Raw genomic sequence first — 25,962 nt, 5'->3', positions numbered from 1 at the left:
TTTCGGCTTTATCAGGCGTAAGAGTGGGTGTTTGCAGGGCAAACTAGGCCAGCTCTCCCTTGACTAACGGGACGAAGCGAACGGCCTCCACGGTATCGATAATAAATTCGCCGCCCCGGCGACGCACGCGTTTCAAAAACTGCTGCTCATCGCCCACAGGCAGAACAAGAATGCCGCCTTCATCCAACTGTGCCATGAGCGCGGTAGGAATTTCCGGCGGCGCGGCCGTCACAATGATAGCGTCAAACGGCGCACGCGCCTGCCAGCCTTGCCAGCCATCGCCATGACGGGTAGAAACATTATGTAAATCGAGCTGCTTCAGGCGGCGGCGCGCCTGCCATTGCAGCCCCTTAATCCGCTCAACGGAGCAAACGTGATGTACCAGATGCGCCAGAATCGCCGTCTGATAGCCGGAACCGGTGCCAATTTCCAACACCCTGGATTGCGGCGTCAGTTCGAGCAGCTCCGTCATTCGCGCCACCATATAGGGCTGCGAAATCGTCTGACCCTGGCCTATCGGCAAAGCGATATTTTCCCAGGCCTTATGTTCAAACGCTTCATCAATAAATTTCTCACGCGGCACTGCGGCAAGCGCATTAAGCACCTGCTCATCTCTGATGCCCTGCGCGCGCAATTGTTCAAGAAGAGCCTGTACACGTCCACTTACCATTGCGTGCCAACTCCCACGCTGTCTAACCAGTCTGAAACCACATCATGCGCGCTGTGCGCGGTTAAATCCACATGCAACGGCGTGACGGAGACGTAGCCTTCATCCACCGCCGCGAAATCGGTATCCGGCCCGGCATCGTATTTATCACCCGGCGGGCCAATCCAGTACAATGTATTACCGCGTGGATCTTCCTGCGGGATCACTTTATCCGCTGGATGGCGGCTACCGCAGCGAGTCACGCGGATGCCTTTAACCTGCGCTAACGGTAGATCCGGGACATTCACGTTGAGAATACGCCCGGTACGCAACGGCTCCCGGCTTAACCCTCGCAAAAGCGCGCAAGTCACGGCTGCAGCCGTATCATAATGCTGATAGCCGTTAAGGGAGACCGCTAATGCCGGAAAGCCGAGATGACGACCTTCCATCGCCGCGGCGACTGTACCGGAATAGATCACATCATCGCCCAGATTCGGACCCGCGTTAATACCGGAAACGACAATATCCGGACGCGGACGCATTAAGGCATTAACGCCCAGATAGACGCAATCGGTCGGCGTCCCCATCTGTACGGCGATATCGCCATTATCAAAGGTAAAAGTACGAAGCGAAGATTCCAGCGTGAGGGAATTAGACGCGCCGCTGCGGTTACGATCCGGGGCTACGACCTGTACATCAGCAAACTCACGCAGCGCTTTCGCCAGCGTTTGTATACCGGGCGCGTGAACCCCGTCATCGTTACTCAGCAATATGCGCATAATCACCCATTGTGTTGATCAGTTCCCTTACTACGCTGGTGGCAAAACTGCCTGCGGGCAGCCAGAAACGTAACTCGACGGTAACGTCATCCCACCAGTTCCAGCTTAATTGTTGCGGATAAAGCAGCATCGCTCTGCGCGACGCCTCTACTTTTTCGCGCAGCAACAGCGATTGCAACACCGTTTCCTGGGCAATGGCATCTTGCTCAAACGCCAGCGCCGCACGCTGTGTTCCCCACTCTCCGCTGCCCGGCAACGATGCTGTAATCATCAGCTCTTTTTCGTCTACCCGGCGCTGCAATTCAGGCAGTTCTTCAGATGTCGCGACGAACCAGCTTCCACGCCCCGCTAATTGTAGCGCATCGCCGTCAACAACTTGATTAAAGTCTGGTTTCTTCAGCCGCTGGTGAACAATTTGATTAAACAACGCGCTACGTGCCGCCGACAACCAAAAACTGCGTTTATTGCGATCGCGCACCGGCGCGTTACTTTGCGCCCAGCGCAGCGCGCCCTGCAAGTTGCTGCCGCCAATGCCGAATCGCTGTGCGCCGAAATAGTTCGGTACGCCGCCATCGCGAATCGCCTGCAATCGTGTTTCGACATCGCGGCGATCGCTTATTTCACGCAACACCAGCGTAAAGGCATTGCCTTTCAGCGCGCCTAAACGCAGCTTACGCTTGTGACGCGCGTATTCCAGCACTTTACAACCTTCCAGCTGAAAGGCGCTGAAATCGGGCATCTCTTTCCCCGGCACGCGCGCGCACAGCCACTGCTCGGTAACGGCGTGTTTATCTTTTTGCCCGGCAAAGCTCACTTCGCGAGCGTGAATTTTCAGGAATTTCGCCAGCGCGTCAGCGACAAAACGGGTATTGCAACCGTTTTTCAAAATACGCAGCAGAATGTGCTCGCCTTCACCATCCGGCGTAAAGCCTAAATCTTCAACCACCACAAAATCTTCCGGATTCGCTTTCAGCAATCCGCTACCTTGTGGTTTTCCGTGCAGCCAGGTGAGATTGTCAAACTCTGTCATTTCGCCGCCTTCATCAGCAACGCGACCGCTTCGCAGGCAATGCCTTCTCCGCGTCCGGTAAATCCGAGCTTTTCCGTCGTCGTCGCCTTCACGTTAACGTCATCCATATGGCAGCCGAGATCTTCGGCGATAAAGACGCGCATTTGCGGAATATGCGGCAGCATTTTCGGCGCCTGCGCAATAATGGTGACATCTACGTTGCCGAGGGTGTACCCCTTCGCCTGAATACGACGCCAGGCTTCACGCAGTAGTTCGCGGCTATCCGCTCCCTTAAATGCCGGATCGGTATCCGGGAAGAGCTTGCCGATATCGCCAAGCGCCGCCGCGCCCAGCAGCGCATCGGTCAGCGCATGTAACGCCACATCGCCATCGGAATGCGCCAATAGCCCTTTTTCATAAGGGATACGCACGCCGCCAATAATAATCGGCCCTTCTCCGCCAAACGCGTGTACGTCAAAACCGTGTCCAATTCGCATTATGCTTTCTCCTGGTGGATGGTTCGGGTCAGATAAAATTCCGCCAGCGCCAGATCTTCCGGACGGGTGACCTTGATGTTATCCGCGCGACCTTCTACCAGCGCCGGATGAAAACCACAATACTCCAGCGCTGACGCTTCGTCGGTGATGGTCGCGCCTTCATTCAGCGCACGCGTCAGACAATCGTGCAAGAGTTCGCGGGGGAAAAACTGCGGGGTGAGCGCGTGCCATAAATCGGCGCGCTCTACGGTATGGGCAATAGCGTTTTTCCCTGGTTCGCCGCGTTTCATGGTGTCGCGCACCGGACTGGCGAGGATACCGCCGACCCGGCTGTTTTCGCTGATGGCCAGTAACCGCGCAAGGTCATCCTGATGCAAACAGGGTCTTGCCGCGTCGTGCACCAGCACCCACTGCGCCTTTGCAACGGCCTGTAACCCGGCCAAAACGGAATCAGCGCGTTCGTTGCCGCCATCCACAACGGTGATTTGCGGATGATTCGCCAGCGGAAGTTGGGCAAAGCGATGATCGCCAGGGCTGATAGCAATAACAACGCGTGTCACCCGAGGATGCGCCAGCAGCGCATGAACTGAGTGCTCCAGAATGGTTTTATTACCGATTGAGAGATACTGCTTAGGACATTCTGTTTGCATTCGGCGGCCAAATCCGGCAGCCGGCACCACGGCGCAAACGTCCAATAAAGTGGCTGCCATGTTAAATCCCTGGATGGTTTATCGATGAGTTTGCCCCGCCGTTGCCGCGCGTTTTGAGGCGTCAGGCACCAGACGATAGAAGGTTTCGCCCGGTTTGGTCATGCTAAGTTCGTTGCGCGCGCGCTCCTCAATCGCTTCCTGGCCGCCATTGAGATCGTCAATTTCGGCAAAAAGCTGATCGTTACGCGCTTTAAGTTTGGCGTTTGTCGCCTGCTGCGCGACCACATCATCGTTGACGCGGCTATAGTCATGTATGCCGTTCTTACCGAACCACAGCGAGTACTGTAGCCAGACCAGTAAAGCCAGCAACAGCAGCGTTAGTTTACCCATCCTGCCCCCTGAAAAACGGCATCATCATCCCATAACGTCCTCTGTGACTCCACATTCAGGACGGGATTGCCGCGACAACGCCGGCAAATGTACCACATTTGCCGGATGTTACGTATACCCGAGTAAGGAGAACATAATCTCATTGTTGGTTACGGTTTGAATTATGACCGGAGGCGCAGTGATAACCCGTCTACCCTAATAGCCATATGAATAACGCGCCGAACAGCGCGCCTACGGCCAGTAGAGTAAACATGATGCTAAAAAGTATTTTGCCCTTTACCAACAGATGCAACGCAATGCCGATAATCACCGATACCGGCATTAACGCGAGGAAAAAGGGCCAGGTATAGAGGAAAAAAAACAGCGTGTTAGGGCCATAAAGCAGAAAAGGGATCCCCAACGCCAGCAGCCATGACACAAAGCCGACCACCGCCCCCGGAAATGCACTGGTGGCGTCATCGTCGACCATGAAGGCGTCTGACCTTGTGAAAGTAATGTTATGGCTATTACGCATATTAAATCCTGTAACCTTGACCATACCGGGCATACAAGCCCGGTGGTGTCTCAGGATCTGATAATATCGCGCCGTCTCAGCAGGTCTAATAATTGGGAAACCAAATTTGTTACTAATTGTTCACCATTAAGATGAACCTGGGGCGAGTCAGGCGCTTCGTAAATGGCGTCGATACCGGTAAAGTTACGCAACTCGCCCGCGCGCGCTTTTTTATACAATCCTTTAGGATCGCGCTGTTCACAGATAGCCAGCGGCGTATTGACATAAATCTCGATAAAACGATCGTGGCCGACGCGCTCTTTTACCAGTTGCCGCTCGGCGCGGTGCGGAGAAATAAATGCCGTCAAAACAATCAGACCGGCGTCCGCCATCAGACTGGCCACTTCGCCTACCCGCCGGATATTTTCCTGGCGATCGGCATCGCTAAAGCCTAAATCACGGCACAAACCGTGGCGCACATTATCGCCATCCAACAGGTAGGTACTGACGCCACGGTGATGTAACGCCTCTTCCAGCGCGCCGGCCACCGTTGATTTTCCCGAACCGGAGAGTCCGGTAAACCACAGCACCACGCCACGGTGGCCGTGGAGCTGTTCACGGGCGGCGACAGTAACGGGATGAGAATGCCAGACCACGTTCTCATCATGCAGCGCCATGTTTATCTCCCAGCAAATCGCGGGCGTCCCAGTGCGGAAAATGACGGCGTACCAGCGCATTCAGCTCCAGCTCAAACGCACTGTATTCCACGGGCGGCGTCGCTCCGCGTTCGTCCAGTTCCCGCACCATGCCAGCGCCCACGGTAACGTTAGAAAGCCGGTCGATAAAAATCAGTCCGCCCGTCACCGGATTTTGCTGATAAATATCCAGCGCGAGCGGCTCATCGAATGTCATCTCTACCAGACCAATACCGTTTAACGGCAGGCTCTCGACGTCTCGTTGGGTCAGATTGTTGATATCAATCTGATAGCGAATAGCCTCGATACGCGCGCGGGTTTTCTTACCCGCGAGTTTAACGTCGTAGCTTTGGCCCGGCGCCAGCGGCTGTTCCGCCATCCATACCACGTCGATCGCGGCGTGCCGCGCAGGTGCCAGCGTCTCGTTTGCCGCCAGCAGCAGATCGCCGCGGCTAATATCAATGTCGTCGTTGAGTACCAGGGTAATGGCTTCGCCCGCACAGGCTTCTTCTTTATCGCCATCAAAAGTGACGATACGCGCCACGCTGGATTCCACGCCAGACGGCAGCACTTTAATGCGCTCTCCGACTTTGACGCTACCAGACGCCAGAGTGCCGGCATACCCCCGAAAATCAAGGTTCGGGCGATTGACGTATTGTACCGGAAAGCGCATCGGCTGACGGTCTACCGCACGCTGTATGTCTACCGTTTCCAGGACTTCCAGCAGCGTCGGACCGCTGTACCAGCGCATATTCGCGCTCTGCGCGGCGACATTATCCCCTTCCAGCGCCGAAAGCGGGACAAAGCGAATATCCAGATCGCCCGGCAACTGCTCAGCAAAGGTCAGGTAATCTTCACGAATACGGGCGAAGGTCTCTTCGCGGTAGTCAACGAGATCCATTTTGTTGATTGCCACCACCAGATGTTTGATCCCCAACAGAGTGGAAATAAAGCTATGGCGACGCGTCTGATCCAGCACGCCTTTACGCGCGTCGATCAGTAGGATCGCCAGATCGCAGGTGGACGCCCCGGTCGCCATATTACGGGTATATTGTTCATGGCCCGGCGTGTCGGCGATAATAAATTTTCGTTTTTCCGTGGAGAAATAGCGGTACGCGACGTCAATAGTAATGCCCTGCTCACGCTCGGCCTGCAGCCCATCTACCAGCAGCGCCAGATCGAGTTTTTCTCCCTGCGTGCCATGACGTTTACTGTCATTATGCAGAGAAGAGAGCTGATCTTCATAAATTTGCAGGGTATCGTGCAGCAAACGACCTATCAGCGTACTTTTACCGTCATCAACGCTGCCACAGGTTAAAAAACGCAGCAGGCTTTTGTGCTGTTGGGCAATCATCCAGGCTTCGACGCCGCCTTCATTGGCGATTTGTTGTGCAAGTATGGTGTTCATGGCGGCTCCTTAGAAATACCCCTGACGTTTTTTAAGCTCCATTGACCCCGCCTGATCGCGGTCAATCATCCTCCCCTGGCGCTCACTGGTGGTAGAAACCAGCATCTCTTCGATAATTTCCGGCAGCGTTTGCGCGTGGGATTCCACCGCCCCGGTGAGCGGCCAACAGCCAAGTGTACGGAAGCGCACCATCCTTTTTTTGATGACTTCGCCAGGCTGGAGATCGATACGATCGTCATCCACCATCATCAACATGCCGTCACGTTCCAGAACCGGGCGTTCAGCAGCCAAATACAGCGGCACGATGTCGATGTTTTCCAGCCAGATGTATTGCCAGATATCCTGCTCTGTCCAGTTGGAGAGCGGGAAGACGCGTATACTTTCGCCTTTATTAATCTGACCGTTATAGTTACGCCACAACTCTGGCCGCTGATTTTTCGGGTCCCAGCGATGGAAACGGTCACGAAAGGAGTAAATACGTTCTTTCGCGCGGGATTTTTCCTCATCGCGCCGTGCGCCGCCGAACGCGGCATCAAAACCGTACTTATTCAGCGCCTGCTTTAACCCTTCGGTTTTCATAATGTCGGTGTGTTTAGCGCTACCGTGAACGAACGGATTGATGCCCATCGCCACGCCTTCCGGATTTTTATGTACCAGCAACTCGCAGCCATATGCGTTGGCGGTACGATCGCGAAAGGCGTACATCTCACGGAATTTCCAACCGGTATCAACGTGCAATAGCGGGAACGGTAACGTACCCGGATAAAACGCCTTACGCGCCAGATGCAGCATAACGCTGGAGTCTTTACCAATGGAGTACAGCATGACCGGGTTAGCGAATTCCGCTGCCACTTCACGGATAATGTGGATACTTTCCGCCTCCAGTTGCCGCAGGTGGGTGAGTCGTTTTTGATCCATAACCGTTCCTTTGCAATACCGTTTTTTGCTAAACATTTCGATTACACGACTATAGGGAGCGCAGGAGAGTGAATGAAATGACGAATTGGAATGAGTAGTTCCTCAAAGGAATAACGCGGCCCAAAAACCAATATCAAAAAATGCTTAACGTACCGGATTGCCAGCATTTAGGAGCAAATGAAATTGTATTAACACGATCGCGGTTTCATACTAGCCACGTAAAATTTTGTTCTGTATTTAAGGACTCATTATGTTTTCCGCAACGCGCCGCTTTGCCGTCATTCTGGCGCTCGGCGTAGGCTTTATCCTTCCTGCACAAGCAGCATCACCAGGGCCTGGTGAAATAGCGAATACTCAGGCACGACATATCGCCACCTTTTTTCCCGGGAGAATGACGGGCTCCCCCGCCGAGATGTTGTCTGCCGATTATTTACGCCAACAATTTACCCAGATGGGATACCAAAGCGATATTCGAACGTTTAATAGCCGATTTATTTATACCACGAAGGATAATCGCAAAAACTGGCATAACGTGACGGGCAGCACGGTCATCGCCGCCCATGAAGGGCGCGTGCCGCAGCAGATCATCATTATGGCGCATCTGGATACCTACGCTCCGCAGAGCGACGCTGATGTCGATGCCAATCTGGGCGGTTTAACGTTACAGGGAATGGATGATAATGCCGCGGGATTAGGCGTTATGCTGGAACTGGCGGCGCGTCTGAAAGATATACCGACCCATTACGGGATTCGTTTTATCGCCACCAGCGGGGAAGAAGAGGGAAAGCTAGGCGCGGAAAATTTACTCAAACGAATGAGTGACGCTGAGAAGAAAAATACGCTGCTGGTGATTAATCTCGATAACCTGATTGTTGGCGACAAGCTCTATTTTAATAGCGGGAAAAATACGCCGGAAGCGGTGCGTACACTGACCCGCGATCGGGCATTAGCGATTGCGCGCCGTTATGGTATCGCCGCCAACACCAATCCGGGACGCAATCCATCCTACCCCAAAGGAACGGGTTGCTGTAATGACGCGGAGGTTTTCGATAAAGCGGGAATATCTGTGCTTTCTGTTGAGGCGACGAACTGGAATCTGGGTAAAAAAGACGGATACCAGCAACGCGTGAAAAATGCATCCTTCCCGAACGGCAATAGCTGGCACGACGTACGGCTTGATAATCAACAGCATATTGACAAGGCGCTGCCAGGGCGAATTGAGCGCCGTAGCCGCGATGTAGTGCGGATAATGCTGCCGTTGGTAAAAGAGCTGGCGAAGGCGGAAAAAACGTCCTGATAAGCTGGTGAAACGTGTTTATCCCCGCTGACGCGGGGAACACTTACGAGCTTTCCGGCAGTGGGATTAACCCAACGGTTTATCCCCGCTGGCGCGGGGAACACGTTCCTGATTCAATTTGCCCAATTAACCCCAACGGTTTATCCCCGCTGGCGCGGGGAACACACTGCCGTATAGGTGGCGACCTCTCTGGGCGGCGGTTTATCCCCGCTGGCGCGGGGAACACGCTTCCTGACTATTACGCCAGTTCTGCGCGATCGGTTTATCCCCGCTGGCGCGGGGAACACGTAATTTTTAGCCACAAATAATCTCCTCTTAACGGTTTATCCCCGCTGGCGCGGGGAACACTGTCGTGATTGTCCAGCCTGTTAAATCGAAGGCGGTTTATCCCCGCTGGCGCGGGGAACACTTGTCATATTCTTTAGAGATCTGATGCCAGCCCGGTTTATCCCCGCTGGCGCGGGGAACACATGCGCAGGCAACATTTAAAACTGCGATTAAACGGTTTATCCCCGCTGGCGCGGGGAACACGTAGACACTTTCACGTTCCCTTTGGCGTCAGGCGGTTTATCCCCGCTGGCGCGGGGAACACTTTAAATTATTCTGTCGGGAAAATGGTATTCACGGTTTATCCCCGCTGGCGCGGGGAACACCGCACATAATGATTACTCCACTACCCAGCCATCGGTTTATCCCCGCTGGCGCGGGGAACACTTTCACCCTTCAAACTCAACAAGATATACAATCGGTTTATCCCCGCTGGCGCGGGGAACACTTCTACGATTTTTGGTACAGCCTCCGGGGGGACGGTTTATCCCCGCTGGCGCGGGGAACACACGGCACGCAAGAGGTTATACGCCAGTGCGCCCGGTTTATCCCCGCTGGCGCGGGGAACACGCGCTTTATCTATTTCCGGAGCAAATTCATTGCGGTTTATCCCCGCTGGCGCGGGGAACACTGTAAAATATAGTATTTATTTAATATCAGTGACGGTTTATCCCCGCTGGCGCGGGGAACACTAATAACGATTCATGGCCGAGACTAAAAGAGGCGGTTTATCCCCGCTGGCGCGGGGAACACGTTTTACCCCTGACGACAATGGCATAATTACCCGGTTTATCCCCGCTGGCGCGGGGAACACAAATCGACGCGCTGGCCCGGTCCGCGCAGTCACGGTTTATCCCCGCTGGCGCGGGGAACACGCTGGTACCGTCAAATCCGGTCCCGGTAATATCGGTTTATCCCCGCTGGCGCGGGGAACACGCCGCGCAACCCTCGTAAGCCTCCGGGTCATCCGGTTTATCCCCGCTGGCGCGGGGAACACCGTTTTAGGAAAGGTTTTATCAAGGTTTTTCTCGGTTTATCCCCGCTGGCGCGGGGAACACTATCACGGTATTCATCGCATGTCATGCGGTGCCGGTTTATCCCCGCTGGCGCGGGGAACACTATTTTGGTATTGTCTCCGGGGCGAAAACACGCGGTTTATCCCCGCTGGCGCGGGGAACACGTGGAACGCGGCTTCATCAATGACGACGTTGCCGGTTTATCCCCGCTGGCGCGGGGAACACTCTAAATCTACCCAATTGAATTTAAATACTTTTTTAGCGCACAAAAAACCCACCAACTTTTCCTAATTTTTAAAGATCTCTAACTTATTGATTTTCAACAGGTAGAAACGACACCAATCGCAGTCCATCAAGATCTACCGGAATACGTCGATTTACACCAAAAGTCTGAAACTCAAAACCTGATTCTGTATTTGTCGCCCACGCCATAACAACATTTCCCTCATCTGCCAGAATGGAAACCTGTTGCCATATCATCTCGCGGATCTTTGCGGAAACATCACCAACATACACACCAGCTCGAATTTCCAGTAACCAGACGGCCAGCCTCCCCCGCAGACGAGGAGGAACATTTTCGGTAACGACAACCAGCATACTCATCGTTAGGTACTCCGATGACCGGAATCTCCCAACGCAACAGGAAGAGGGATCGCTATGGGTTGTGAATCTTCAGGAGGTAACGGCGGTTGAATTTCCCCTGCCGCGAGAACATCTTCAATAAGAGGAATCAATTTCGCCAATGTTTTTCCACTGCGGAAGATATCCCGGCAGGCAATACGGACATCACGATCAGGCTCGGCAGGATTACGTCGCGCAATTTCAAATGCTTTCGGTACAACGGTCTCAAATTTAATGATATCGGCAATATCATAGACAAAAGAAAGCGGCTTGCCGGTGTGCACAAATCCAATCGCGGGCGCATATCCGGCAGCCAGTATTGCCGCCTCCGTTACGCCATAGAGGCAGGAGGTTGCCGAGCTGATACACTGATTAATGACATCGCCTTTCTCCCAGTCTTTCGGATCGTAGCGACGTCCCTGCCATTTCACGCCATACTGCTTAGCAAGTAGTGCATAGGTTGCCCGCACACGGCTCCCCTCAATACCACGCAATTGATCTACAGAACGACGGCTCGGCGCGGGTTCGCCAAAACGTAATTCAAACATTTTACGCACGACCTTCAGCCGCAAATCTTCATCCAGTGCAAGTTTCGCCTGATAAAGCAATTTGTCGGAACGGGCACCACCTGGCTGCCCCGAAGCGTAAACGCGTACGCCCGCTTCCCCCACCCACACCAGTAACGTACCCACCGTTGCCGCAAGTCGCACGGCGGCATGGGAAACCCGCGTCCCCGGTTCCAGCATGATGCAGGCCACCGATCCAACAGGAATATGGGTACGTACACCCGTTTTATCGATAAGCACAAACGCACCGTCGATCACATCTATTTGTCCGTACTGGAGAAATATCATCGAAACACGGTCTTTCAACGGGATGGGATTCAGCGGCAGCCAGCTCATCAGCGTTTCCTTTTTACCATCAGCATTCCGCAGCCCAGCGCTTTACTTTTACCTAATCCGGAAAATAAAGCCTGTTTAAACAGTGCTGCATCGGTGATACAGAGCGCACCGCTAAAATCAACGCTACTGAAAGTGATTGGGGTTTCCTGGTCTTTACGGACAAAACGATGCTGCTGATACGCTTGCACGCATCCACAATGTGCCTGCAATTCACTGTACTCGTCACCAGCCCACATAGCGAAATCATCAGGTTCCGGTGCAATCAACCGGAAACCATGCTGCTGCCCTTGTTGTTCCAGCCACGCCTGCGCGGCCTGCTGTTGAAGCTCCCACCACCGCTCTTTCTCCACACCATTCGCCTTCGCCTGATGTTTCGCGTTCATCATCACGTCACTGCGCTTACCGTTACGGGTTATCACCGGGTTAGCTCGTAGTTGAAAATCAAGCTCAAGACCATTTGTCAGTTGCGGATTAAATGGTTTGGTTTCAATAAGAAACAGGGAGTGCTGCAATAACGGCGGTATTGCCGAGAGCATAAAAAAGCCGCCATGCGCCTCTTCGCGAAACAGAAACTGACGCAATTCCTGTTCCGGAAAGAGCTGCCATAACCACTGGTGGCTGGCATAAGGCCTGGCTGAATTCCACTTTGCCAACATCTCCGGTCGCAAATTATTAAACCGGAGTTGAATACGAGAAAGATACATTATGTTCTCTCCTGCAACGGCCCATTGAAGCGGGTGTAGCCGCCAAACTGCCAGCGTTGGCGGCTAACTGGCTGGTTATTGCTATGCTGCTTTTGTTGCCAGACCAGACTCTCCTCATCAGGATCATCCCAATAACAAATACCCTCACGCAGGGTAAATCCACTTAATTCCGCTGCGGAAATCTCCTCCACAGCATGGGTGAATACCTCTTTTAAGGTGCCGGTCATTAAACGCGCCGCTAACGGTAACGCCAGCGGGCAGGATTTTCTCCCCAGATAGAGCGGAAAATGCGGTGTCAGCAGCGCCTCTCGCAATTCGCTAAGCGAATGTGGTGCATCAGGCGTGGCGCTTATTGCCACATGCCAGTAGCCGTCGCAGCGATATTCTCGCTGCGAGATAAGCGTCCCCACTTCATCCGGCGCGAGAGTCAGTTCATCCCGGCGCGTGTAGTAACGATACTTTTTGTTTTCTCGCGGCGCGCTAACCGTGTGATAATCCCGCAGCCAACGATCTTGTGAAGCCAACGCGTGCACCGCCAGATGATAGTGCCGGTTAAAGTTATTCAGCCGCGCTTCTTCGTCGCGTCGAATTCCTAACGCTGCGGCAAGCAGACCCAATAGCGCAGAGCGCGTGGGAACCGTAGCTGAGTGGCGAATCTCGCCAGACGCTTCTTCCCCCCACGACGCCAGCGGCGCATAGAGCTGAAAAACCAGATATTCCTTCATTATTCATCCTTACTGGCTAACAAAGGCCAGTAATTCCGCCAGAGATCCCGTACCTTCCTGAACGTTCAACTCGCGATAATCGTCTGCACAGTTTCCGTATACGCTATCGAAGCTGGCGCGCTGCTGTTTTAAACGGGTTATTGCCGCAGGAATTTGATCGGTATCGCGTACCGGCTGGAAAAATGCCGCCGCCAGAGAACGCGGTTGTTTTTGCCCGACTTCGGCCAACGCATAGGTGGCATAGGCACGAGAAGCGAAGCTGTTTTGTTTACCGGTTGGCGAGACGGTTAACGCTGTTTCAGTGAGTGCCGCGATAGTACGCTTCGCCAGTTCTTCGTTACCACCCAGGTTTTCCACCAGCAGATCGCGGCTGATACAGACATAGGTATAGAAAAGCGCCGAGGCAAAACCCTGCTCGCCCATATGCCCGGAACCTGCGTCTTCCTCTTTATTATTCAGATCGTCAACGGCGGTGAAAAAATCAGACTCAACGGTCACGGCACTTACGCCCAACGCATGGGATACCTGACAAGCAGCCTCGACGTTGAACTCAGGCGATGACGCCAGCATACGGCCAAACAGCGCCATATCTACGCTACGCTGCTCTTTGCGCAGAAGCTTCACTTCTTCATCGTTAGGTTCGCGTTTGTCGGCAATTAGCGTATCAACCAGTTGTTTAATCAAACTAATTTCATGGTTACTGACGTGAACGATCTGCTCAATTTCGAGATTTTTTTCCAGTTTCGCATCTTTATCACTTTTAAGCTTGCCAAATTGCTTAGCGATTAAATCAGACGAACTCTTAGCAATTTTTTCTTCAATTCCGGCATCTTTCATCGGACGATAAACATAATCCACGCCAATTCGACGAGTACGCTTACCCATAAAACCATCCATTGCCGCTTCAAAAGTTTCCGACACCCGCCAGGCACGCTTCAGACTTTGCGACGATACGCGTAAACGCTCAACTCCTCCCATAAACGCGGTCTTCGGTCTGCCAGACTCATCACGATTCAGGTTAGCGGGCGCATAAGCAGTCAATAAATGCAGTTGAATAAAAGTTGTCATTATCAAATCCTTCTAAAAATGATTATTTGCCACGCGACGTGGAAAGATATTCGTTCGCCCAACGGATGCGATTTCGTTCAAAGGGGTTACGGAATTCCGGCTGATGGTTTTCGCGTCGTTGCCACTCTTCCATCCACAGGAAAATGCCATCGGCAAGTGAAAGAACATTCACCCCCTCCGTACCGCGAATCTTCACTGCCTGAATCAACAACTGGCAAAATGTTTCCGGGTCGGACGCTTTTTGCAAACGTTCAAAACGCAGACCAGAAACGCACGACGTGGAACCTTTAAGCTTTTCCCCTAACTGCGCAGCGAAACTAATATTCGCCTTATGACTCTTAATATGCACAGCGACGCTGACAAACAGAGCCAGAGCCATCTCATCAAGAGGTTGCAGTCGCATATGTTTAAGCAGAGCCTGGCGGAGAGCGTCATGCCCTTCACATATCATTACGCCATATGGCGGCACCATTCTTTTCAACTCAGCCCGCCAGGCGCGACCGTTGACTCGTTTACCATCCTTGCGCTCATAACGCTCAGACAACGTAGCAAACCAGTCAAGTAGTGCCTTCTGCGCATCGGGGTGGAGAATTCTGCATAACACTGCTGTATTGCTATTCAGCATATTTGGCTTCCTTCTGTTATTCGACCAGCGCCAACACATCCTTGCGCGCTTTATGTTTACGATAGCTGCTGGCTAAATCCTGTCGGGCCGTCAGCTGGCGCTGCAGGATATCGTCCGGGCAGTCGGGGTTGGTCAGGGCATCACGGTCAAAAACGTGAAATAGATAGTGTGCTAATTCCGCCTCCCACTGACTTACTGCGTGACGAGTCTGTGTATCCTGCCGAAGCGGATCGACAGCCAGCGCCTCTTGCAACGTCCGAAAAGCGGGTTCGGTTTCCTGCCAGAAGGCGATATCCACCATACTAAAATCCATTTTGGCTTCTTTCGGACAATCGAATTTGGCGCTCTTTAACGCGTTCCGTAACAGCGACAGCGACTCACTAGCCAGCACCAGCACAATGTTAAGCACAGTGAGAAATTGCTCTTCATGGGAAACGCTAATGAGCGGAATTCGGTGCTGATACCAGCAGCGGACCTTGGCCTTATCCATATCCCAGGCAAAGCACCACAGGCTCATTTTGTTCCGCTGACCAGCGGCACGAACGACCTTTGCAGGCTGCATTTTGTTGAACTTATCCTCACGATTGAGCATCAGCCCCAACCAGTCTTTATAACTTAACCCGCCCGGCTGCCCTTTAAACGCCAGCCAGGGTGCGGATGGATCTTTCAATGCCTGCCGATATGGGGAGAAGGGATGTAGCCAACTGTCGTACTGAACGCCATAATTTTTACTGCGCATTTGCAGTAGCAGTGATTCGTGATGCTCCCCGCACAAATCGCAGATACCTGCCACAGTGTGGGTGAAATCCAGTTCTATGCGCCGCGGCATCCCCCAGTAGGCTTGCAAGGGGTGCGCATTATCCGGTGTGACCACATTCCCCGCTTTTTCGCTGGTTTTCGTCGGCGCAAGCCAGGGAAAAATGAGTGGATGCTGTGTAACATTCGGCGGCTCTTCCTGCGGCAAAACGTTAAGCCAAAGTTTTTTCCATAGTGGATATTTATCTTCTTCCTGCGGTACCACCAGCGTAGTCAGCGGACCACCGCCGCGCATCCCTACCCGGTAACCCGCCCCGCCGGCAGGTGAATTGGTTTGAATCGCAAATAGCGCTATCGCCGCGCAGTGAGGACATATTTGTTCTACGTTGCCACGTTTTACAAAATGATCTTTATTGAGCTTGAGCGCATTCCCGCCCGGCGCATCCACCAGCAGCCCGGCAATAGAACCATATTCACTATCGAGAGGATCAAAACTTTGCAGGAAGGAAGGTTTTTGCTCGCCGAACTGTAGAGCCAAAGAAATCGTATTTAACGCCTTCTCCCATTGTTCGAATTCGATACCGTCATGCCAGATATCCGCCCATTCTTCTTTATCTTCCGGCGCGACGGTACATTGTAAAATACCAATCAGCATTTGCCATGCTGCCCCCTGGAAATCGGGCCGGGGGTATGCAAGATCCTGAATGCGGTTATCCAGAAGATCGCGTAATGATATTTTCTTTTTATCGCCGTTTGAGAATATGACGGGAAGCCATTTCTCTTTGGTTAAATCCATACCTTTACTCCTGCAGGGCTATTTATTAAGCCAATTTGGAATATTACCTACCTATAGGTAAGTTCCGTCCTGAGGTATCTCTTAAATGCTGTCATCGGAGTTATACTACATTTTCTCGAAGACGAAAATACAAATAAAAAGTAGATACAGTCTTAAATCAGACTATTTATTTTTTATAGTTATCTGTTATCTTTAATACGTTCCCTAAAATTATGGGATAAACCGTAGATACAGTCTTAATAGCGCAGCGTTCCCCGCGCCAGCGGGGATAACCTAATCCAGACAAAAAAACTGGCCAATTACCCGTCTCCCAATTTATTATCGATTTCATTGTAATCCCCCTGCTACAGGAAAAAGATGACACAGATAGAATATCTGGACTACCTCTGCTATTGGGGGAAAACTGATAAATCAACAAAAAACATAATCTGTAATTATCATTTACTGGCATACCATTGCCTGGACGTTGCTGCATGCGGGAAATACATAATAAAAAACAATATATTCAATTCATGTAATATATTAAAGGAATGTAATATCTCAGGTACAAATGCAGAAAACTGGATAATCTGGTTTCTTGCCAGCCACGATATCGGAAAATTCGCCAGAGGATTTCAAAAATACGCCGAATTCCCAGACTCTCCCTTAGTCTCTCCCGTTAGCGGTGTTTCCGCATTTGAGAGACATGATTCCTTAGGCTTCTATTTATGGGGTAAATTATTTGAAGCGTGGAGTTCAGGCAGTAATGAAATTATCGCAGGCATTGAACCAGAAAATCGCGCCAGGTTTGAAAGCGCTTTAAATAGCTGGATGCTTATTAGCACCGGGCACCATGGCATCCCACCGGACACCATGAAAAACAGAAGCTCGCTGGCATTCACCGATGAAGACATTGTCGCAGCAACGCATTATCTGGAAGCATTAAGTGAATTATTTCCTTTCACTCTACCTCAGGAGTGGAAAACCAAAGCAGGGAGAAAATGTTTAAAACAGCACAGTTGGTTTTTCGCTGGGCTTGTCACCCTTGCCGACTGGATGGGCTCGGATGAAAGCCAGTTTCCACTGCTCAGCAGCGCCATGCCATTGAAAGATTATTGGCCTCTCGCTTGTGAAAAAGCCCAACAGGCCATCCTCCGAATGCCGCCGTTATCTCAGCACAGCCATTATCAAGATCACCGGGCATTATTTCCGTTCATTCAGACGCTCACCCCTCTTCAGCAACGGACAAGCGAACTGGATATTTCAGCACCCGGTGCACAGCTGGTTGTCCTGGAAGACGTTACCGGAGCAGGCAAAACAGAGGCCGCGCTGATTCTGACTCACCGTTTAATGTCAGCCAATAAAGGCCACGGTCTCTACGTTGGGTTGCCGACAATGGCCACCGCAAACGCCATGTATCAGCGCCTGGCATCGGCTTATCATGCGCTATTTACCGATGAGTCCAGGCCATCGCTCATCCTGGCACACGGTGGGCGAGAAATGTCGGACTCTTTCCGACAATCCATCTGGCAGCCAACAGAAAATATAGCTGAAGATTATGCCCGTGATGATGGCAACGCGACTACTGAGTGCCATACCTGGTTTGCAGATTCACGCAAAAAAGCGCTGCTGGCGGAAGTCGGCGTAGGTACGCTGGATCAACTCTTAATGGCGGTGATGCCTTTTCGCCATCAATCGCTCCGATTGCTAGGGATGCGCGACAAAATCCTGCTGCTGGATGAAGTGCACGCCTATGATGGTTATATGGTTAAATTGCTGGAAGGTTTATTGCGCTTCCATGCCGCCCAGGGCGGTAGCGCTATTATTCTGAGCGCCACTCTTCCCGCCGCTTTACGGGAAAAATTACTTAATGCGTTTAGCGATGGCGCGGGATTTATGAGCGCTGGTGGTAGCGATAACGCGGGTTATCCATGGTTAAGCCACCTCACTTCCTCCGGTCTGTTAGAGCAACCACTGGCCACACGTCCCGAAGTCCAAAGGACTGTAGTCGTGAATTGGATACAGCAGCGCCAGGAAGCACTGGACATTATTTATCGCGTTGTGGCAACCGGACAGTGCATTTGTTGGATCCGCAACACGGTTGATGATGCGCTGGATACTTACCAGCAGTTGCTACACGAGGGAATCGTTCCACAGCAGGATCTTTTGCTTTTCCACAGCCGTTTTGCTTTTATCGATCGTATTGCTATTGAAAATAAAACGTTAAACTGGTTTGGTAACAATGCCCCCGTTTCTGAACGACGTGGTAAGGTATTAATCGCCACACAAGTCGTTGAACAAAGTCTCGATCTGGACTTTGACTGGATGATCACCGATCTGGCGCCGATTGATTTATTGATCCAGCGCGCCGGTCGCCTGCAACGCCATATCCGCGATGCCCATGGGCAACGAAAATCTACGCTTCCGGATGAACGCCAGCCACCAGTATTGCATATTCTGGCCCCTCACTGGCAGGAGCAGGCAGAAGAGGGCTGGTTGGGGCAAGAGCTAAAAGGTACCGGCTTTGTTTACGCCGATCATGCCTGCCTGTGGCGTACACAGGCGCTGCTGCGTCAACATGGTGAGATCCGTATGCCGGATAATGCCAGAGCACTCGTTGACGGCGTATACGAGCAGAAAATTGCTGCGCCAGCAGGCTTGCAGACGATCTCTGACGTTGCCTTTGGCAAAGTCCTTAGCCAACGTTCAGTGGCTGCGCAAAATTTATTACGTTACGATCTCGGTTACGATCGGGAAGCCAGCGACTTTTTATGGGATAAAGATAGAGAATTTTCTACCCGTCTGGGTGAAGAGAGTGTTGATGTTTATCTCGCCAGAAAAGACATTGATGGACAGCTACGCCCTTTAGTTGATGAAATAGATTTCTGCTGGGAAAAAAGTCGCTTATCCGTCCGAAAATCATGGTGGCAAAAAAATTCTGGTACATTCCAATGTCCAGATGAGGAAACATTAGCCTGTTTCAGAAAACGCCACCATCGCCCTTCCGGACAGGTTGTGCTGGTATCTGATGCCGGAGAAGCTAGCTATTATAGTAAACGTTTTGGATTGGTTGGATAACGGGTATTATTCTAACTCCGTTGTATAGAGAAGTTAGTACATTAGATTCACTAAAATCTTTGCAGCTTCTCTATCTACATCCATTTCCATGAATACCCTTAATTAATTAAATTTAACTACTTCATTTCATCATACTTTATCTCTCAGCATCAACACCATTCATGACAAACCAAAATTTAAAAAAATGACCATTTGCGGCGAATCATCTACCTTTTGTCTGAATTATCGTCACCACAAAGGATTACCAACCATAAATGTGCTGTATTAATAATGTCGTTCAAATTCTCTCCTGTAGTAAACTTTATCTGTTTAATAAAAAAGAGAGAATTGAACGATATATTTTACTCCGGATATTGAATAATATAAATTTGAAGGAAAATATTATGCCAGTCACTTTAAGCTTCGGTAATCATCAAAATTATACGCTTAATGAAAGTCGGCTTGCTCATCTGTTAAGCGCAGATAAAGAAAAAGCAATCCATATGGGGGGTTGGGATAAAGTCCAGGATCATTTTAGAGCGGAAAAAAAGGACCATGCGCTGGAAGTGTTACACTCCATCATTCACGGGCAGGGCCGTGGTGAACCTGGAGAGATGGAAGTTAACGTAGAGGATATAAATAAAATTTACGCCTTTAAACGGCTACAACATCTGGCCTGCCCGGCTCATCAGGATCTGTTTACTATCAAGATGGACGCTTCTCAGACACAATTTTTACTTATGGTCGGCGACACGGTGATCAGCCAAAGCAATATTAAGGACATCCTTAATATATCAGATGATACAGTGATAGAATCTATGAGTAGAGAGGAGAGACAATTATTTTTACAAATATGCGAGGTGATTGGTTCGAAGATGACCTGGCACCCGGAATTACTTCAAGAGTCGATTTCAACTCTACGAAAAGAAGTGACGGGCAATGCACAAATCAAAGCGACGGTTTATGAGATGATGCGTCCCGCAGAGGCTCCAGACCACCCCCTTGTCGAATGGCAGGACTCACTTACTGCAGATGAAAAATCGATGCTGGCCTGTATTAATGCCGGTAACTTTGAGCCTACAACTCAGTTTTGCAAAATAGGTTATCAGGAGGTACAAGGTGAAGTCGCTTTTAGCATGATGCATCCGTGCATCTCCTATTTACTACACAGCTATTCACCGTTTGCAGAGTTTAAACCAACAAATTCTGGTTTTTTAAAAAAACTTAATCAGGATTATAACGACTATCATGCAAAAAAAATGTTTATTGATGTAATTCTTGAAAAACTATATCTAACCCATGAACGTTCTTTGCACATTGGTAAAGATGGGTGCAGTCGTAATATATTACTGACATAAAGATAGTCAGTAATATAACTAATTTAAAATCCGGCTACCTGCCGGATTTTTCATAACAGCAAGTATAATCATACCGCGTAAGGACAATTACCCTTCGTGCAGCCCGCACTCGCGCTTCAGCCCGAAGAAGCGTGTCTCTTCTTCCGCCATACCCGGCTCCCATTTGCGGGTGGTGTGCGTATCGCCCACCGACAGATAGCCCTGATCCCACAGCGGATGGTATTTCAGGCCGTGCTTTTGCAGGTACTGGTAAACGGTACGGTTATCCCAGTCGATAATCGGTAGCACTTTAAACACGCCGCGCTGGATAGCGAGAACGGGTAAATGCGCGCGGCTGCCGGACTGCTCGCGACGCAGACCCGCAAACCACGTCTGCGCTTTCAGCTCTTTTAGCGCCCGGTTCATCGGCTCGACTTTGTTGATCTCATTGTATTTCTCAATGCCCTCAACGCCCTGCTCCCACAGCTTGCCGTAGCGCGCTTCCTGCCAGGCCGGACTTTCGCCCGCGCGGTAAACTTTCAGGTTGAGTTTGAGTTTGTCCGTTAACTCATCAATAAACTGGTAGGTTTCCGGGAACAAATAGCCGGTATCGGTGAGGATCACCGGGATATCCGGGCGAATCTGGTTCACCAGGTGCAGGCTCACCGCCGCCTGGATGCCAAAGCTTGAGGAGAGCACATATTCGCCGGGCAGATTTTCCAGCGCCCATGCCACGCGTTCTTCGGCAGTCAGCGTTTCCAGTTGAGCGTTGGTTTCCGCCAACGCCAGTACGCGATCGACTTTTGACAGGTCGTTCAGGGCATTTAGATCGAGTTTGGACATAAGTTCCTCGCGGTATACCTTGCCTGATGGCGCTTCGCTTATCAGGCCTACGCGGGCGGTAGGCCGGATAAGGCATTTATGCTGCCATCCGGCAATTCAGGTTATTCCCAGAAATCACGCGCGGGATCGAGCACCGGGCGAATGATGCCCGCACGCACCGTAAAGTCGCCGAAGCCTTCACCCGCTTCACGCTCTTTCGCCCAGCGCCCAATCAGTTCATCCAGCGAGGCCAGAATATCCGGCTCGGTGATATTTTCTTGATACATCCGTGGGATACGACTCCCGATGCGGTTGCCGCCAAGATGCAGGTTATAACGACCAGGCGCTTTCCCTACTAAGCCAATTTCCGCCAGCATCGCACGGCCACAGCCGTTCGGGCAGCCGGTCACGCGCATCACGATATGCTCATCAGGAATGCCGTGTTTTTCCAGAATCGCTTCCACTTTGTCCGTGAACGACGGCAGGAAACGCTCGGCTTCCGCCATTGCCAGCGGGCAGGTCGGGAACGACACGCAGGCCATTGAGTTTTCACGCTGCGGTTTCACCGCATTCATCAACCCGTGGTCGCGCGCCAGCGTCTCGATCTTCGCTTTCTGGCTTTCCGGCACGCTGGCAATAATCAGGTTCTGGTTAGCGGTGATACGGAACTCGCCCTGATGAATCTTCGCGATCTCCAGCAGGCCGGTTTTCAGCGGACGCCCCGGGTAGTCCAGAATGCGGCCACTTTCGATAAACAGCGTCAGGTGCCAGTTGTTGTCGATCCCTTTCACCCAACCAATGCGATCGCCGCGACCGGTAAACTCATACGGGCGGATCGGCTCGAATTTGATCCCCGCGCGACGCTCAACTTCTTCTTTGAACGTGTCGACACCGACGCGCTCAAGCGTGTATTTGGTTTTGGCATTTTTACGGTCGGTACGGTTACCCCAGTCACGTTGGGTCGTCACCACCGCTTCGGCTACCGCCAGGGTATGCTCCAGCGGCAGGAAGCCGAACTCGCTGGCCGTACGCGCGTAGGTTTTCTTATTACCGTGCTCAATAGACAGACCACCGCCGACCAGCAGGTTAAAGCCCACCAGCTTGCCGTTTTCGGCAATCGCCACGAAGTTCATGTCGTTGGCGTGCAAATCGATATCGTTTTGCGGCGGGATCACTACCGTGGTTTTGAACTTACGCGGCAGATAGGTCTGACCGAGGATCGGCTCTTCATCGGTGGTCGCCACCTTCTCCTGATCGAGCCAGATCTCCGCATACGCGCGAGTGCGCGGCAGCAGATGTTCAGAGATCTTCTTCGCCCACTCGTAGGCTTCCGCGTGCAGCTCGGACTCATACGGATTCGAGGTGCACAGCACGTTACGGTTCATGTCGTTGGCGGTTGCCAGCGCGTCCAGCCCGACCGAATGCAGCATCTGGTGCACCGGCTTGACGTTCTTCTTCAGAATGCCGTGGAACTGGAAGGTCTGGCGGTTGGTCAGACGGATACTGCCGTAAATCGTGTTATCCGCCGCGAATTTATCGATCGCTTGCCATTGCGTCGTAGTAATCACCCCGCCCGGCAGGCGGCAGCGCAGCAGCATCGCATGACGCGGCTCCAGCTTCTGCGCCGCACGCTCGGCGCGAATATCGCGGTCATCCTGCTGATACATGCCATGAAAGCGTATTAGCAGGAAGTTGTCGCCTTTAAAACCGCCGGTGAGACCGTCGTTCAGATCTTCCGCAATGGTGCCGCGCAGATAGTTGCTTTCCAGCTTCATGCGCTCGGCATCGGACAGTTTACCTTCGACCACCAGTGGGCCTGGATGTTTTTCGCTCATTAGTAGACATCTCGCTGATAACGGCGCTCTACGCGCAGCTCACTTAAATATTCATCTGCCGATTCGAGGTCCATACCGCCGAATTCAGCGATCACTTCCAGCAATGCTTTTTCGACATCTGCGGCCATGCGTCTGGCGTCGCCGCAGACATAAATATGCGCGCCATCATTGATCCAGCGCCACAGCTCGGCGCCCTGTTCACGCAGCTTGTCTTGTACGTAAATTTTTTCTTTTTGATCGCGTGACCAGGCGAGATCGATACGGCTTAACAACCCCTCTTTCACGTAGCGCTGCCACTCCACCTGATAGAGGAAATCTTCGGTAAAGTGCGGGTTGCCGAAGAACAACCAGTTCTTGCCTTCCGCCCCTTCCGCCGCACGCTGTTGCATAAAGGCGCGGAACGGCGCGATGCCGGTACCGGGGCCAATCATAATGACCGGCGTCTGCGGGTTAGCTGGCAGGCGGAAGTTATCGTTATGCTCAATAAAGACGCGAACTTCGCCCTCTTCTTCCACGCGGTCGGCGAGGAAGCTGGAAGCACCACCGGCGCGGGCGCGGCCTTCAATATCGTAGCGCACGACGCCGACGGTTACGTGTACTTCGCTTTCGACTTCCGCCTGCGCGGAGGCGATGGAGTACAGACGCGGCGTCAGCGGACGCAGCAGGCCGATTAATGCTTCAGCGTCGAGCTGCGCCGGAGAGAAACGCACCATATCAACAATGGGCGTGGTCGCGGCGTAGTGCTGGAGCTGCGCTTTGTCGCCCACTAATGGCAACAGCGACTCACTGCGCGTCAGGGTCGCGTAGTTCTCAACAATGTTGGCGGTATTCACCGTCAGCTCGAAGTGCCACTCCAGCGCTTCGGCGAGCGGCAGGGTTTTACCATCAACCGTCACCGGTTCATCGCCTTTCAGCCACAGCAACTCAACCAGCTCCTTCACCAGAGCCGGATCGTTCTGATACCAGACGCCCAGCGCATCGCCCGGCTGATAGCGCAGATCGGAGTCGCCTAAATCAATCTCAATATGACGAACGTCTTTTTCCGAGTTGCGACCGGTGATTTTCTGATTCACGGAGAGGGTCGCGGTCAGCGGCGCGTCTTTGGTATAGGGGCTGGTGTGGATATCGTTTACCGCGCCAGTAGCGACGGATTGCGAAGGTGCCGCGACAGGTGCGCGGGACTTCAGAACATCAACCACGCGGGCGCGCCATTCGCTGGCAGCTGCCTGATATTCAACGTCAGCATCGACACGGTCGAGCAGACGTTCACCGCCCAGTTCCGCCAGTTTGCTGTCGAAATCTTTTCCGGACTGGCAGAAAAATTCATAAGAGGTGTCGCCGAGGCTAAACACGGCAAAAGCGGTGTTTTCCAGTTTCGGCGCTTTTTTCGAGAACAGGAACTTATGCAGCGCGACGGCCTCTTCCGGCGGCTCGCCTTCTCCCTGGGTGGATGTCACTATCACCAGTAGTTTTTCACTGGCAATCTGTTTGAATTTGTAGTCGCCGGCGTTCACCAGTGTCACATTAAGGTTGGCCGCCAGCAGATCATCACGCAGCGCTTCCGCCACACGACGCGCATTGCCGGTTTGCGAAGCGGAGATAAGCGTAACCCCCGGCATCTTCCCCTCAGGAGCAGGCGTGACGGCAACAGCGCCTGAGCGCGGGTTCAGTACGCCCCAAAAATAGCCGGAGACCCAGGCAAGCTGTTCGGGAGTAAGGTCGGTTGTCGCGGCCTGAAGGCGCGCCAGTTGCTCCGGATTAAGCGGAAGCAACCCAGTCAGTGGAGCCGGTGTCGTCATGCGTCGTTATGTTCCAGTAAGCAAAGCGGATCTATACACAAAATCATTCAAGTTCGCTGTAGCTCAGACTGTAAGCTGAGCGCGCCCCAGAAGCGTACATAAATACGTGACTGGGGTGAGTAAACGCAGTCAACACAGATGCGGCTTGAAGGATGAAATGTATAAGCGATAAATCCCAAACTAAGGATAAGGTTAACGGCGAGAGGAATAACAATTAAAGAAGGGTTGGAAATAACAAATAACCAAATGAACTAACCTGTTTTAGTTATCGTGATTAACTCCAAAATCGATTTTATAATTGATTGATAATTATTAAATTTTCTGGAAATTCTTAAATTAATTGCCCGTCACAAGGCGGAGAATGGTTTTAGTTAATGATAAAAAATGCGCTTTCCGGTACCCTACGGCGGTTTTTTTATTGCCTGAGAGTTCATCATGTCCACCACGTTGTATAAAGATTTCACCTTTGAAGCCGCTCACCGCCTGCCACACGTGCCTGAAGGGCATAAGTGCGGCCGCCTGCACGGACACTCGTTTATGGTGCGTCTCGAAATTACCGGTGAAGTCGATCCGCATACCGGTTGGATTATGGATTTCGCGGATCTCAAAGCGGCGTTTAAACCGACTTACGATCGTCTTGATCACTACTATCTGAATGATATTCCAGGGCTGTCCAATCCCACCAGCGAAGTGCTGGCAAAATGGATTTGGGATCAGGTTAAGCCCGTCGTGCCGCTACTGAGCGCCGTGATGGTGAAAGAGACCTGTACAGCCGGCTGCGTCTATCGCGGCGAATAAGGTTTATTAACGC

24 protein-coding genes and 1 CRISPR repeat array are annotated in these 25,962 nt (G+C 52.0%); of the genes, 4 read left to right on the top strand and 20 right to left on the bottom strand.

What is annotated here, in order from left to right; genetic code table 11:
* Positions 1-43: 43 nt before the first annotated feature.
* The 10 genes from EOS98_RS04865 to cysD all read right to left on the bottom strand — a co-directional run bounded on the left by EOS98_RS04865 (position 44) and on the right by cysD (position 7,485).
* Positions 44-670 (bottom strand): protein-L-isoaspartate(D-aspartate) O-methyltransferase, encoded by a 627-nt coding sequence (locus EOS98_RS04865; protein WP_000253545.1) that lies wholly within the window; start codon positions 668-670, stop codon positions 44-46.
* On the bottom strand, positions 664-1,425 hold the full coding sequence (gene surE, locus EOS98_RS04860; RefSeq protein ID WP_001221538.1) for a 5'/3'-nucleotidase SurE: 762 nt from the start codon (positions 1,423-1,425) through the stop codon (positions 664-666). The genes EOS98_RS04865 and surE overlap by 7 nt, the downstream gene beginning before the upstream one ends.
* Entirely contained in the window at positions 1,406-2,455 is a 1,050-nt protein-coding gene (truD, locus tag EOS98_RS04855; RefSeq protein ID WP_000134246.1) for a tRNA pseudouridine(13) synthase TruD, read from the bottom strand. The genes surE and truD overlap by 20 nt, the downstream gene beginning before the upstream one ends.
* On the bottom strand, positions 2,452-2,931 hold the full coding sequence (gene ispF / locus EOS98_RS04850) for a 2-C-methyl-D-erythritol 2,4-cyclodiphosphate synthase (protein ID WP_001219244.1): 480 nt from the start codon (positions 2,929-2,931) through the stop codon (positions 2,452-2,454). Before ispF ends, truD begins: the two co-directional genes overlap by 4 nt.
* Positions 2,931-3,641 carry a 2-C-methyl-D-erythritol 4-phosphate cytidylyltransferase gene (gene ispD / locus EOS98_RS04845; protein WP_000741649.1) on the bottom strand — a complete coding sequence of 237 codons (711 nt, stop codon included), beginning with the start codon at positions 3,639-3,641 and terminating at the stop codon, positions 2,931-2,933. Before ispD ends, ispF begins: the two co-directional genes overlap by 1 nt.
* A gap of 18 nt (positions 3,642-3,659) precedes the next feature.
* Positions 3,660-3,971: a cell division protein FtsB gene (gene ftsB / locus EOS98_RS04840; RefSeq protein WP_000517480.1), complete on the bottom strand. Its 312-nt coding sequence runs from the start codon at positions 3,969-3,971 to the stop codon at positions 3,660-3,662.
* A 190-nt stretch (positions 3,972-4,161) separates the two neighbouring features.
* Positions 4,162-4,485, bottom strand: coding sequence for a DUF3561 family protein (locus EOS98_RS04835; protein ID WP_001537530.1), 324 nt, complete (start codon positions 4,483-4,485; stop codon positions 4,162-4,164).
* Positions 4,486-4,535: 50 nt separating this feature from the next.
* A complete protein-coding gene (gene cysC / locus EOS98_RS04830) occupies positions 4,536-5,141 on the bottom strand; it encodes an adenylyl-sulfate kinase (protein WP_001173659.1) in 606 nt (201 codons plus the stop codon).
* Positions 5,128-6,567: a sulfate adenylyltransferase subunit CysN gene (cysN, locus tag EOS98_RS04825; RefSeq protein WP_001092256.1), complete on the bottom strand. Its 1,440-nt coding sequence runs from the start codon at positions 6,565-6,567 to the stop codon at positions 5,128-5,130. The genes cysC and cysN overlap by 14 nt, the downstream gene beginning before the upstream one ends.
* A gap of 9 nt (positions 6,568-6,576) precedes the next feature.
* Entirely contained in the window at positions 6,577-7,485 is a 909-nt protein-coding gene (gene cysD, locus EOS98_RS04820) for a sulfate adenylyltransferase subunit CysD (protein ID WP_000372384.1), read from the bottom strand.
* Between the two features lie 250 nt (positions 7,486-7,735).
* On the opposite strand from cysD, the gene EOS98_RS04815 reads away from it, so the two are divergent.
* Entirely contained in the window at positions 7,736-8,782 is a 1,047-nt protein-coding gene (locus EOS98_RS04815) for an aminopeptidase (RefSeq protein WP_000490481.1), read from the top strand.
* A 14-nt stretch (positions 8,783-8,796) separates the two neighbouring features.
* A CRISPR array of direct repeats spans positions 8,797-10,350; the repeat unit is 29 nt; unit sequence CGGTTTATCCCCGCTGGCGCGGGGAACAC.
* Positions 10,351-10,434: 84 nt separating this feature from the next.
* Here EOS98_RS04815 and cas2e read toward each other — a convergent pair.
* Genes cas2e through casA form a run of 7 tightly spaced genes read right to left on the bottom strand, consistent with a single transcriptional unit; the run spans position 10,435 to position 16,322 of the window.
* Positions 10,435-10,728: a type I-E CRISPR-associated endoribonuclease Cas2e gene (cas2e, locus tag EOS98_RS04810; protein ID WP_079942321.1), complete on the bottom strand. Its 294-nt coding sequence runs from the start codon at positions 10,726-10,728 to the stop codon at positions 10,435-10,437.
* Between the two features lie 2 nt (positions 10,729-10,730).
* Positions 10,731-11,648, bottom strand: a complete 918-nt coding sequence (cas1e, locus tag EOS98_RS04805; RefSeq protein ID WP_000118674.1) for a type I-E CRISPR-associated endonuclease Cas1e — start codon at positions 11,646-11,648, stop codon at positions 10,731-10,733.
* Positions 11,648-12,352: a type I-E CRISPR-associated protein Cas6/Cse3/CasE gene (gene cas6e, locus EOS98_RS04800; RefSeq protein WP_000281412.1), complete on the bottom strand. Its 705-nt coding sequence runs from the start codon at positions 12,350-12,352 to the stop codon at positions 11,648-11,650. The genes cas1e and cas6e overlap by 1 nt, the downstream gene beginning before the upstream one ends.
* The gene (gene cas5e / locus EOS98_RS04795; RefSeq protein ID WP_000666424.1) at positions 12,352-13,077 is read right to left on the bottom strand and encodes a type I-E CRISPR-associated protein Cas5/CasD; all 726 of its coding nucleotides are present in this window, start codon (positions 13,075-13,077) and stop codon (positions 12,352-12,354) included. Before cas5e ends, cas6e begins: the two co-directional genes overlap by 1 nt.
* 9 nt (positions 13,078-13,086) lie before the next feature.
* Entirely contained in the window at positions 13,087-14,145 is a 1,059-nt protein-coding gene (gene cas7e / locus EOS98_RS04790; protein ID WP_164550766.1) for a type I-E CRISPR-associated protein Cas7/Cse4/CasC, read from the bottom strand.
* Positions 14,146-14,167: 22 nt separating this feature from the next.
* Complete coding sequence (gene casB / locus EOS98_RS04785; protein ID WP_126523872.1) at positions 14,168-14,770, bottom strand: type I-E CRISPR-associated protein Cse2/CasB; 603 nt, start codon at positions 14,768-14,770, stop codon at positions 14,168-14,170.
* 16 nt (positions 14,771-14,786) lie between these two features.
* Complete coding sequence (casA, locus tag EOS98_RS04780) at positions 14,787-16,322, bottom strand: type I-E CRISPR-associated protein Cse1/CasA (RefSeq protein WP_126523871.1); 1,536 nt, start codon at positions 16,320-16,322, stop codon at positions 14,787-14,789.
* Between the two features lie 357 nt (positions 16,323-16,679).
* On the opposite strand from casA, the gene cas3 reads away from it, so the two are divergent.
* Positions 16,680-19,379 (top strand): CRISPR-associated helicase Cas3', encoded by a 2,700-nt coding sequence (gene cas3, locus EOS98_RS04775; protein ID WP_126523870.1) that lies wholly within the window; start codon positions 16,680-16,682, stop codon positions 19,377-19,379.
* Positions 19,380-19,762: 383 nt separating this feature from the next.
* Positions 19,763-20,716 (top strand): SPI-1 type III secretion system effector SopD, encoded by a 954-nt coding sequence (sopD, locus tag EOS98_RS04770; protein ID WP_127821143.1) that lies wholly within the window; start codon positions 19,763-19,765, stop codon positions 20,714-20,716.
* 87 nt (positions 20,717-20,803) lie between these two features.
* Here the strand turns inward: sopD and cysH are convergent, their stop codons facing one another.
* The 3 genes from cysH to cysJ all read right to left on the bottom strand — a co-directional run bounded on the left by cysH (position 20,804) and on the right by cysJ (position 25,151).
* Entirely contained in the window at positions 20,804-21,538 is a 735-nt protein-coding gene (gene cysH / locus EOS98_RS04765; protein WP_126523869.1) for a phosphoadenosine phosphosulfate reductase, read from the bottom strand.
* 101 nt (positions 21,539-21,639) lie between these two features.
* Positions 21,640-23,352: an assimilatory sulfite reductase (NADPH) hemoprotein subunit gene (gene cysI, locus EOS98_RS04755; RefSeq protein WP_126523867.1), complete on the bottom strand. Its 1,713-nt coding sequence runs from the start codon at positions 23,350-23,352 to the stop codon at positions 21,640-21,642.
* Positions 23,352-25,151, bottom strand: a complete 1,800-nt coding sequence (gene cysJ, locus EOS98_RS04750) for an NADPH-dependent assimilatory sulfite reductase flavoprotein subunit (RefSeq protein ID WP_126523866.1) — start codon at positions 25,149-25,151, stop codon at positions 23,352-23,354. Before cysJ ends, cysI begins: the two co-directional genes overlap by 1 nt.
* A gap of 435 nt (positions 25,152-25,586) precedes the next feature.
* On the opposite strand from cysJ, the gene queD reads away from it, so the two are divergent.
* Positions 25,587-25,949, top strand: coding sequence for a 6-carboxytetrahydropterin synthase QueD (gene queD, locus EOS98_RS04740; RefSeq protein ID WP_000108313.1), 363 nt, complete (start codon positions 25,587-25,589; stop codon positions 25,947-25,949).
* Positions 25,950-25,962: the final 13 nt, after the last annotated feature.

This window comes from Salmonella sp. SSDFZ69 (assembly GCF_004010755.1).
GTDB classification, from domain to species: domain Bacteria; phylum Pseudomonadota; class Gammaproteobacteria; order Enterobacterales; family Enterobacteriaceae; genus Salmonella; species Salmonella enterica.
This window is presented reverse-complemented; position numbering and strand designations above follow the sequence as displayed.

What these genes read in the sequence shown, in the direction of transcription:
- cysH (WP_126523869.1), bottom strand. Translation starts at nt 21,538, where the DNA reads ATGTCCAAACTCGATCTAAATGCCCTGAACGACCTGTCAAAAGTCGAT.
- cysC (WP_001173659.1), bottom strand. Translation starts at nt 5,141, where the DNA reads ATGGCGCTGCATGATGAGAACGTGGTCTGGCATTCTCATCCCGTTACT.
- queD (WP_000108313.1), top strand. Translation starts at nt 25,587, where the DNA reads ATGTCCACCACGTTGTATAAAGATTTCACCTTTGAAGCCGCTCACCGC.
- truD (WP_000134246.1), bottom strand. Translation starts at nt 2,455, where the DNA reads ATGACAGAGTTTGACAATCTCACCTGGCTGCACGGAAAACCACAAGGT.
- casB (WP_126523872.1), bottom strand. Translation starts at nt 14,770, where the DNA reads ATGCTGAATAGCAATACAGCAGTGTTATGCAGAATTCTCCACCCCGAT.
- cas6e (WP_000281412.1), bottom strand. Translation starts at nt 12,352, where the DNA reads ATGTATCTTTCTCGTATTCAACTCCGGTTTAATAATTTGCGACCGGAG.
- cas7e (WP_164550766.1), bottom strand. Translation starts at nt 14,145, where the DNA reads ATGACAACTTTTATTCAACTGCATTTATTGACTGCTTATGCGCCCGCT.
- cysD (WP_000372384.1), bottom strand. Translation starts at nt 7,485, where the DNA reads ATGGATCAAAAACGACTCACCCACCTGCGGCAACTGGAGGCGGAAAGT.
- cysI (WP_126523867.1), bottom strand. Translation starts at nt 23,352, where the DNA reads ATGAGCGAAAAACATCCAGGCCCACTGGTGGTCGAAGGTAAACTGTCC.
- cas5e (WP_000666424.1), bottom strand. Translation starts at nt 13,077, where the DNA reads ATGAAGGAATATCTGGTTTTTCAGCTCTATGCGCCGCTGGCGTCGTGG.
- cas1e (WP_000118674.1), bottom strand. Translation starts at nt 11,648, where the DNA reads ATGAGCTGGCTGCCGCTGAATCCCATCCCGTTGAAAGACCGTGTTTCG.
- EOS98_RS04865 (WP_000253545.1), bottom strand. Translation starts at nt 670, where the DNA reads ATGGTAAGTGGACGTGTACAGGCTCTTCTTGAACAATTGCGCGCGCAG.
- EOS98_RS04835 (WP_001537530.1), bottom strand. Translation starts at nt 4,485, where the DNA reads ATGCGTAATAGCCATAACATTACTTTCACAAGGTCAGACGCCTTCATG.
- cysN (WP_001092256.1), bottom strand. Translation starts at nt 6,567, where the DNA reads ATGAACACCATACTTGCACAACAAATCGCCAATGAAGGCGGCGTCGAA.
- sopD (WP_127821143.1), top strand. Translation starts at nt 19,763, where the DNA reads ATGCCAGTCACTTTAAGCTTCGGTAATCATCAAAATTATACGCTTAAT.
- ispD (WP_000741649.1), bottom strand. Translation starts at nt 3,641, where the DNA reads ATGGCAGCCACTTTATTGGACGTTTGCGCCGTGGTGCCGGCTGCCGGA.
- surE (WP_001221538.1), bottom strand. Translation starts at nt 1,425, where the DNA reads ATGCGCATATTGCTGAGTAACGATGACGGGGTTCACGCGCCCGGTATA.
- ftsB (WP_000517480.1), bottom strand. Translation starts at nt 3,971, where the DNA reads ATGGGTAAACTAACGCTGCTGTTGCTGGCTTTACTGGTCTGGCTACAG.
- cas2e (WP_079942321.1), bottom strand. Translation starts at nt 10,728, where the DNA reads ATGAGTATGCTGGTTGTCGTTACCGAAAATGTTCCTCCTCGTCTGCGG.
- cas3 (WP_126523870.1), top strand. Translation starts at nt 16,680, where the DNA reads ATGACACAGATAGAATATCTGGACTACCTCTGCTATTGGGGGAAAACT.
- casA (WP_126523871.1), bottom strand. Translation starts at nt 16,322, where the DNA reads ATGGATTTAACCAAAGAGAAATGGCTTCCCGTCATATTCTCAAACGGC.
- cysJ (WP_126523866.1), bottom strand. Translation starts at nt 25,151, where the DNA reads ATGACGACACCGGCTCCACTGACTGGGTTGCTTCCGCTTAATCCGGAG.
- EOS98_RS04815 (WP_000490481.1), top strand. Translation starts at nt 7,736, where the DNA reads ATGTTTTCCGCAACGCGCCGCTTTGCCGTCATTCTGGCGCTCGGCGTA.
- ispF (WP_001219244.1), bottom strand. Translation starts at nt 2,931, where the DNA reads ATGCGAATTGGACACGGTTTTGACGTACACGCGTTTGGCGGAGAAGGG.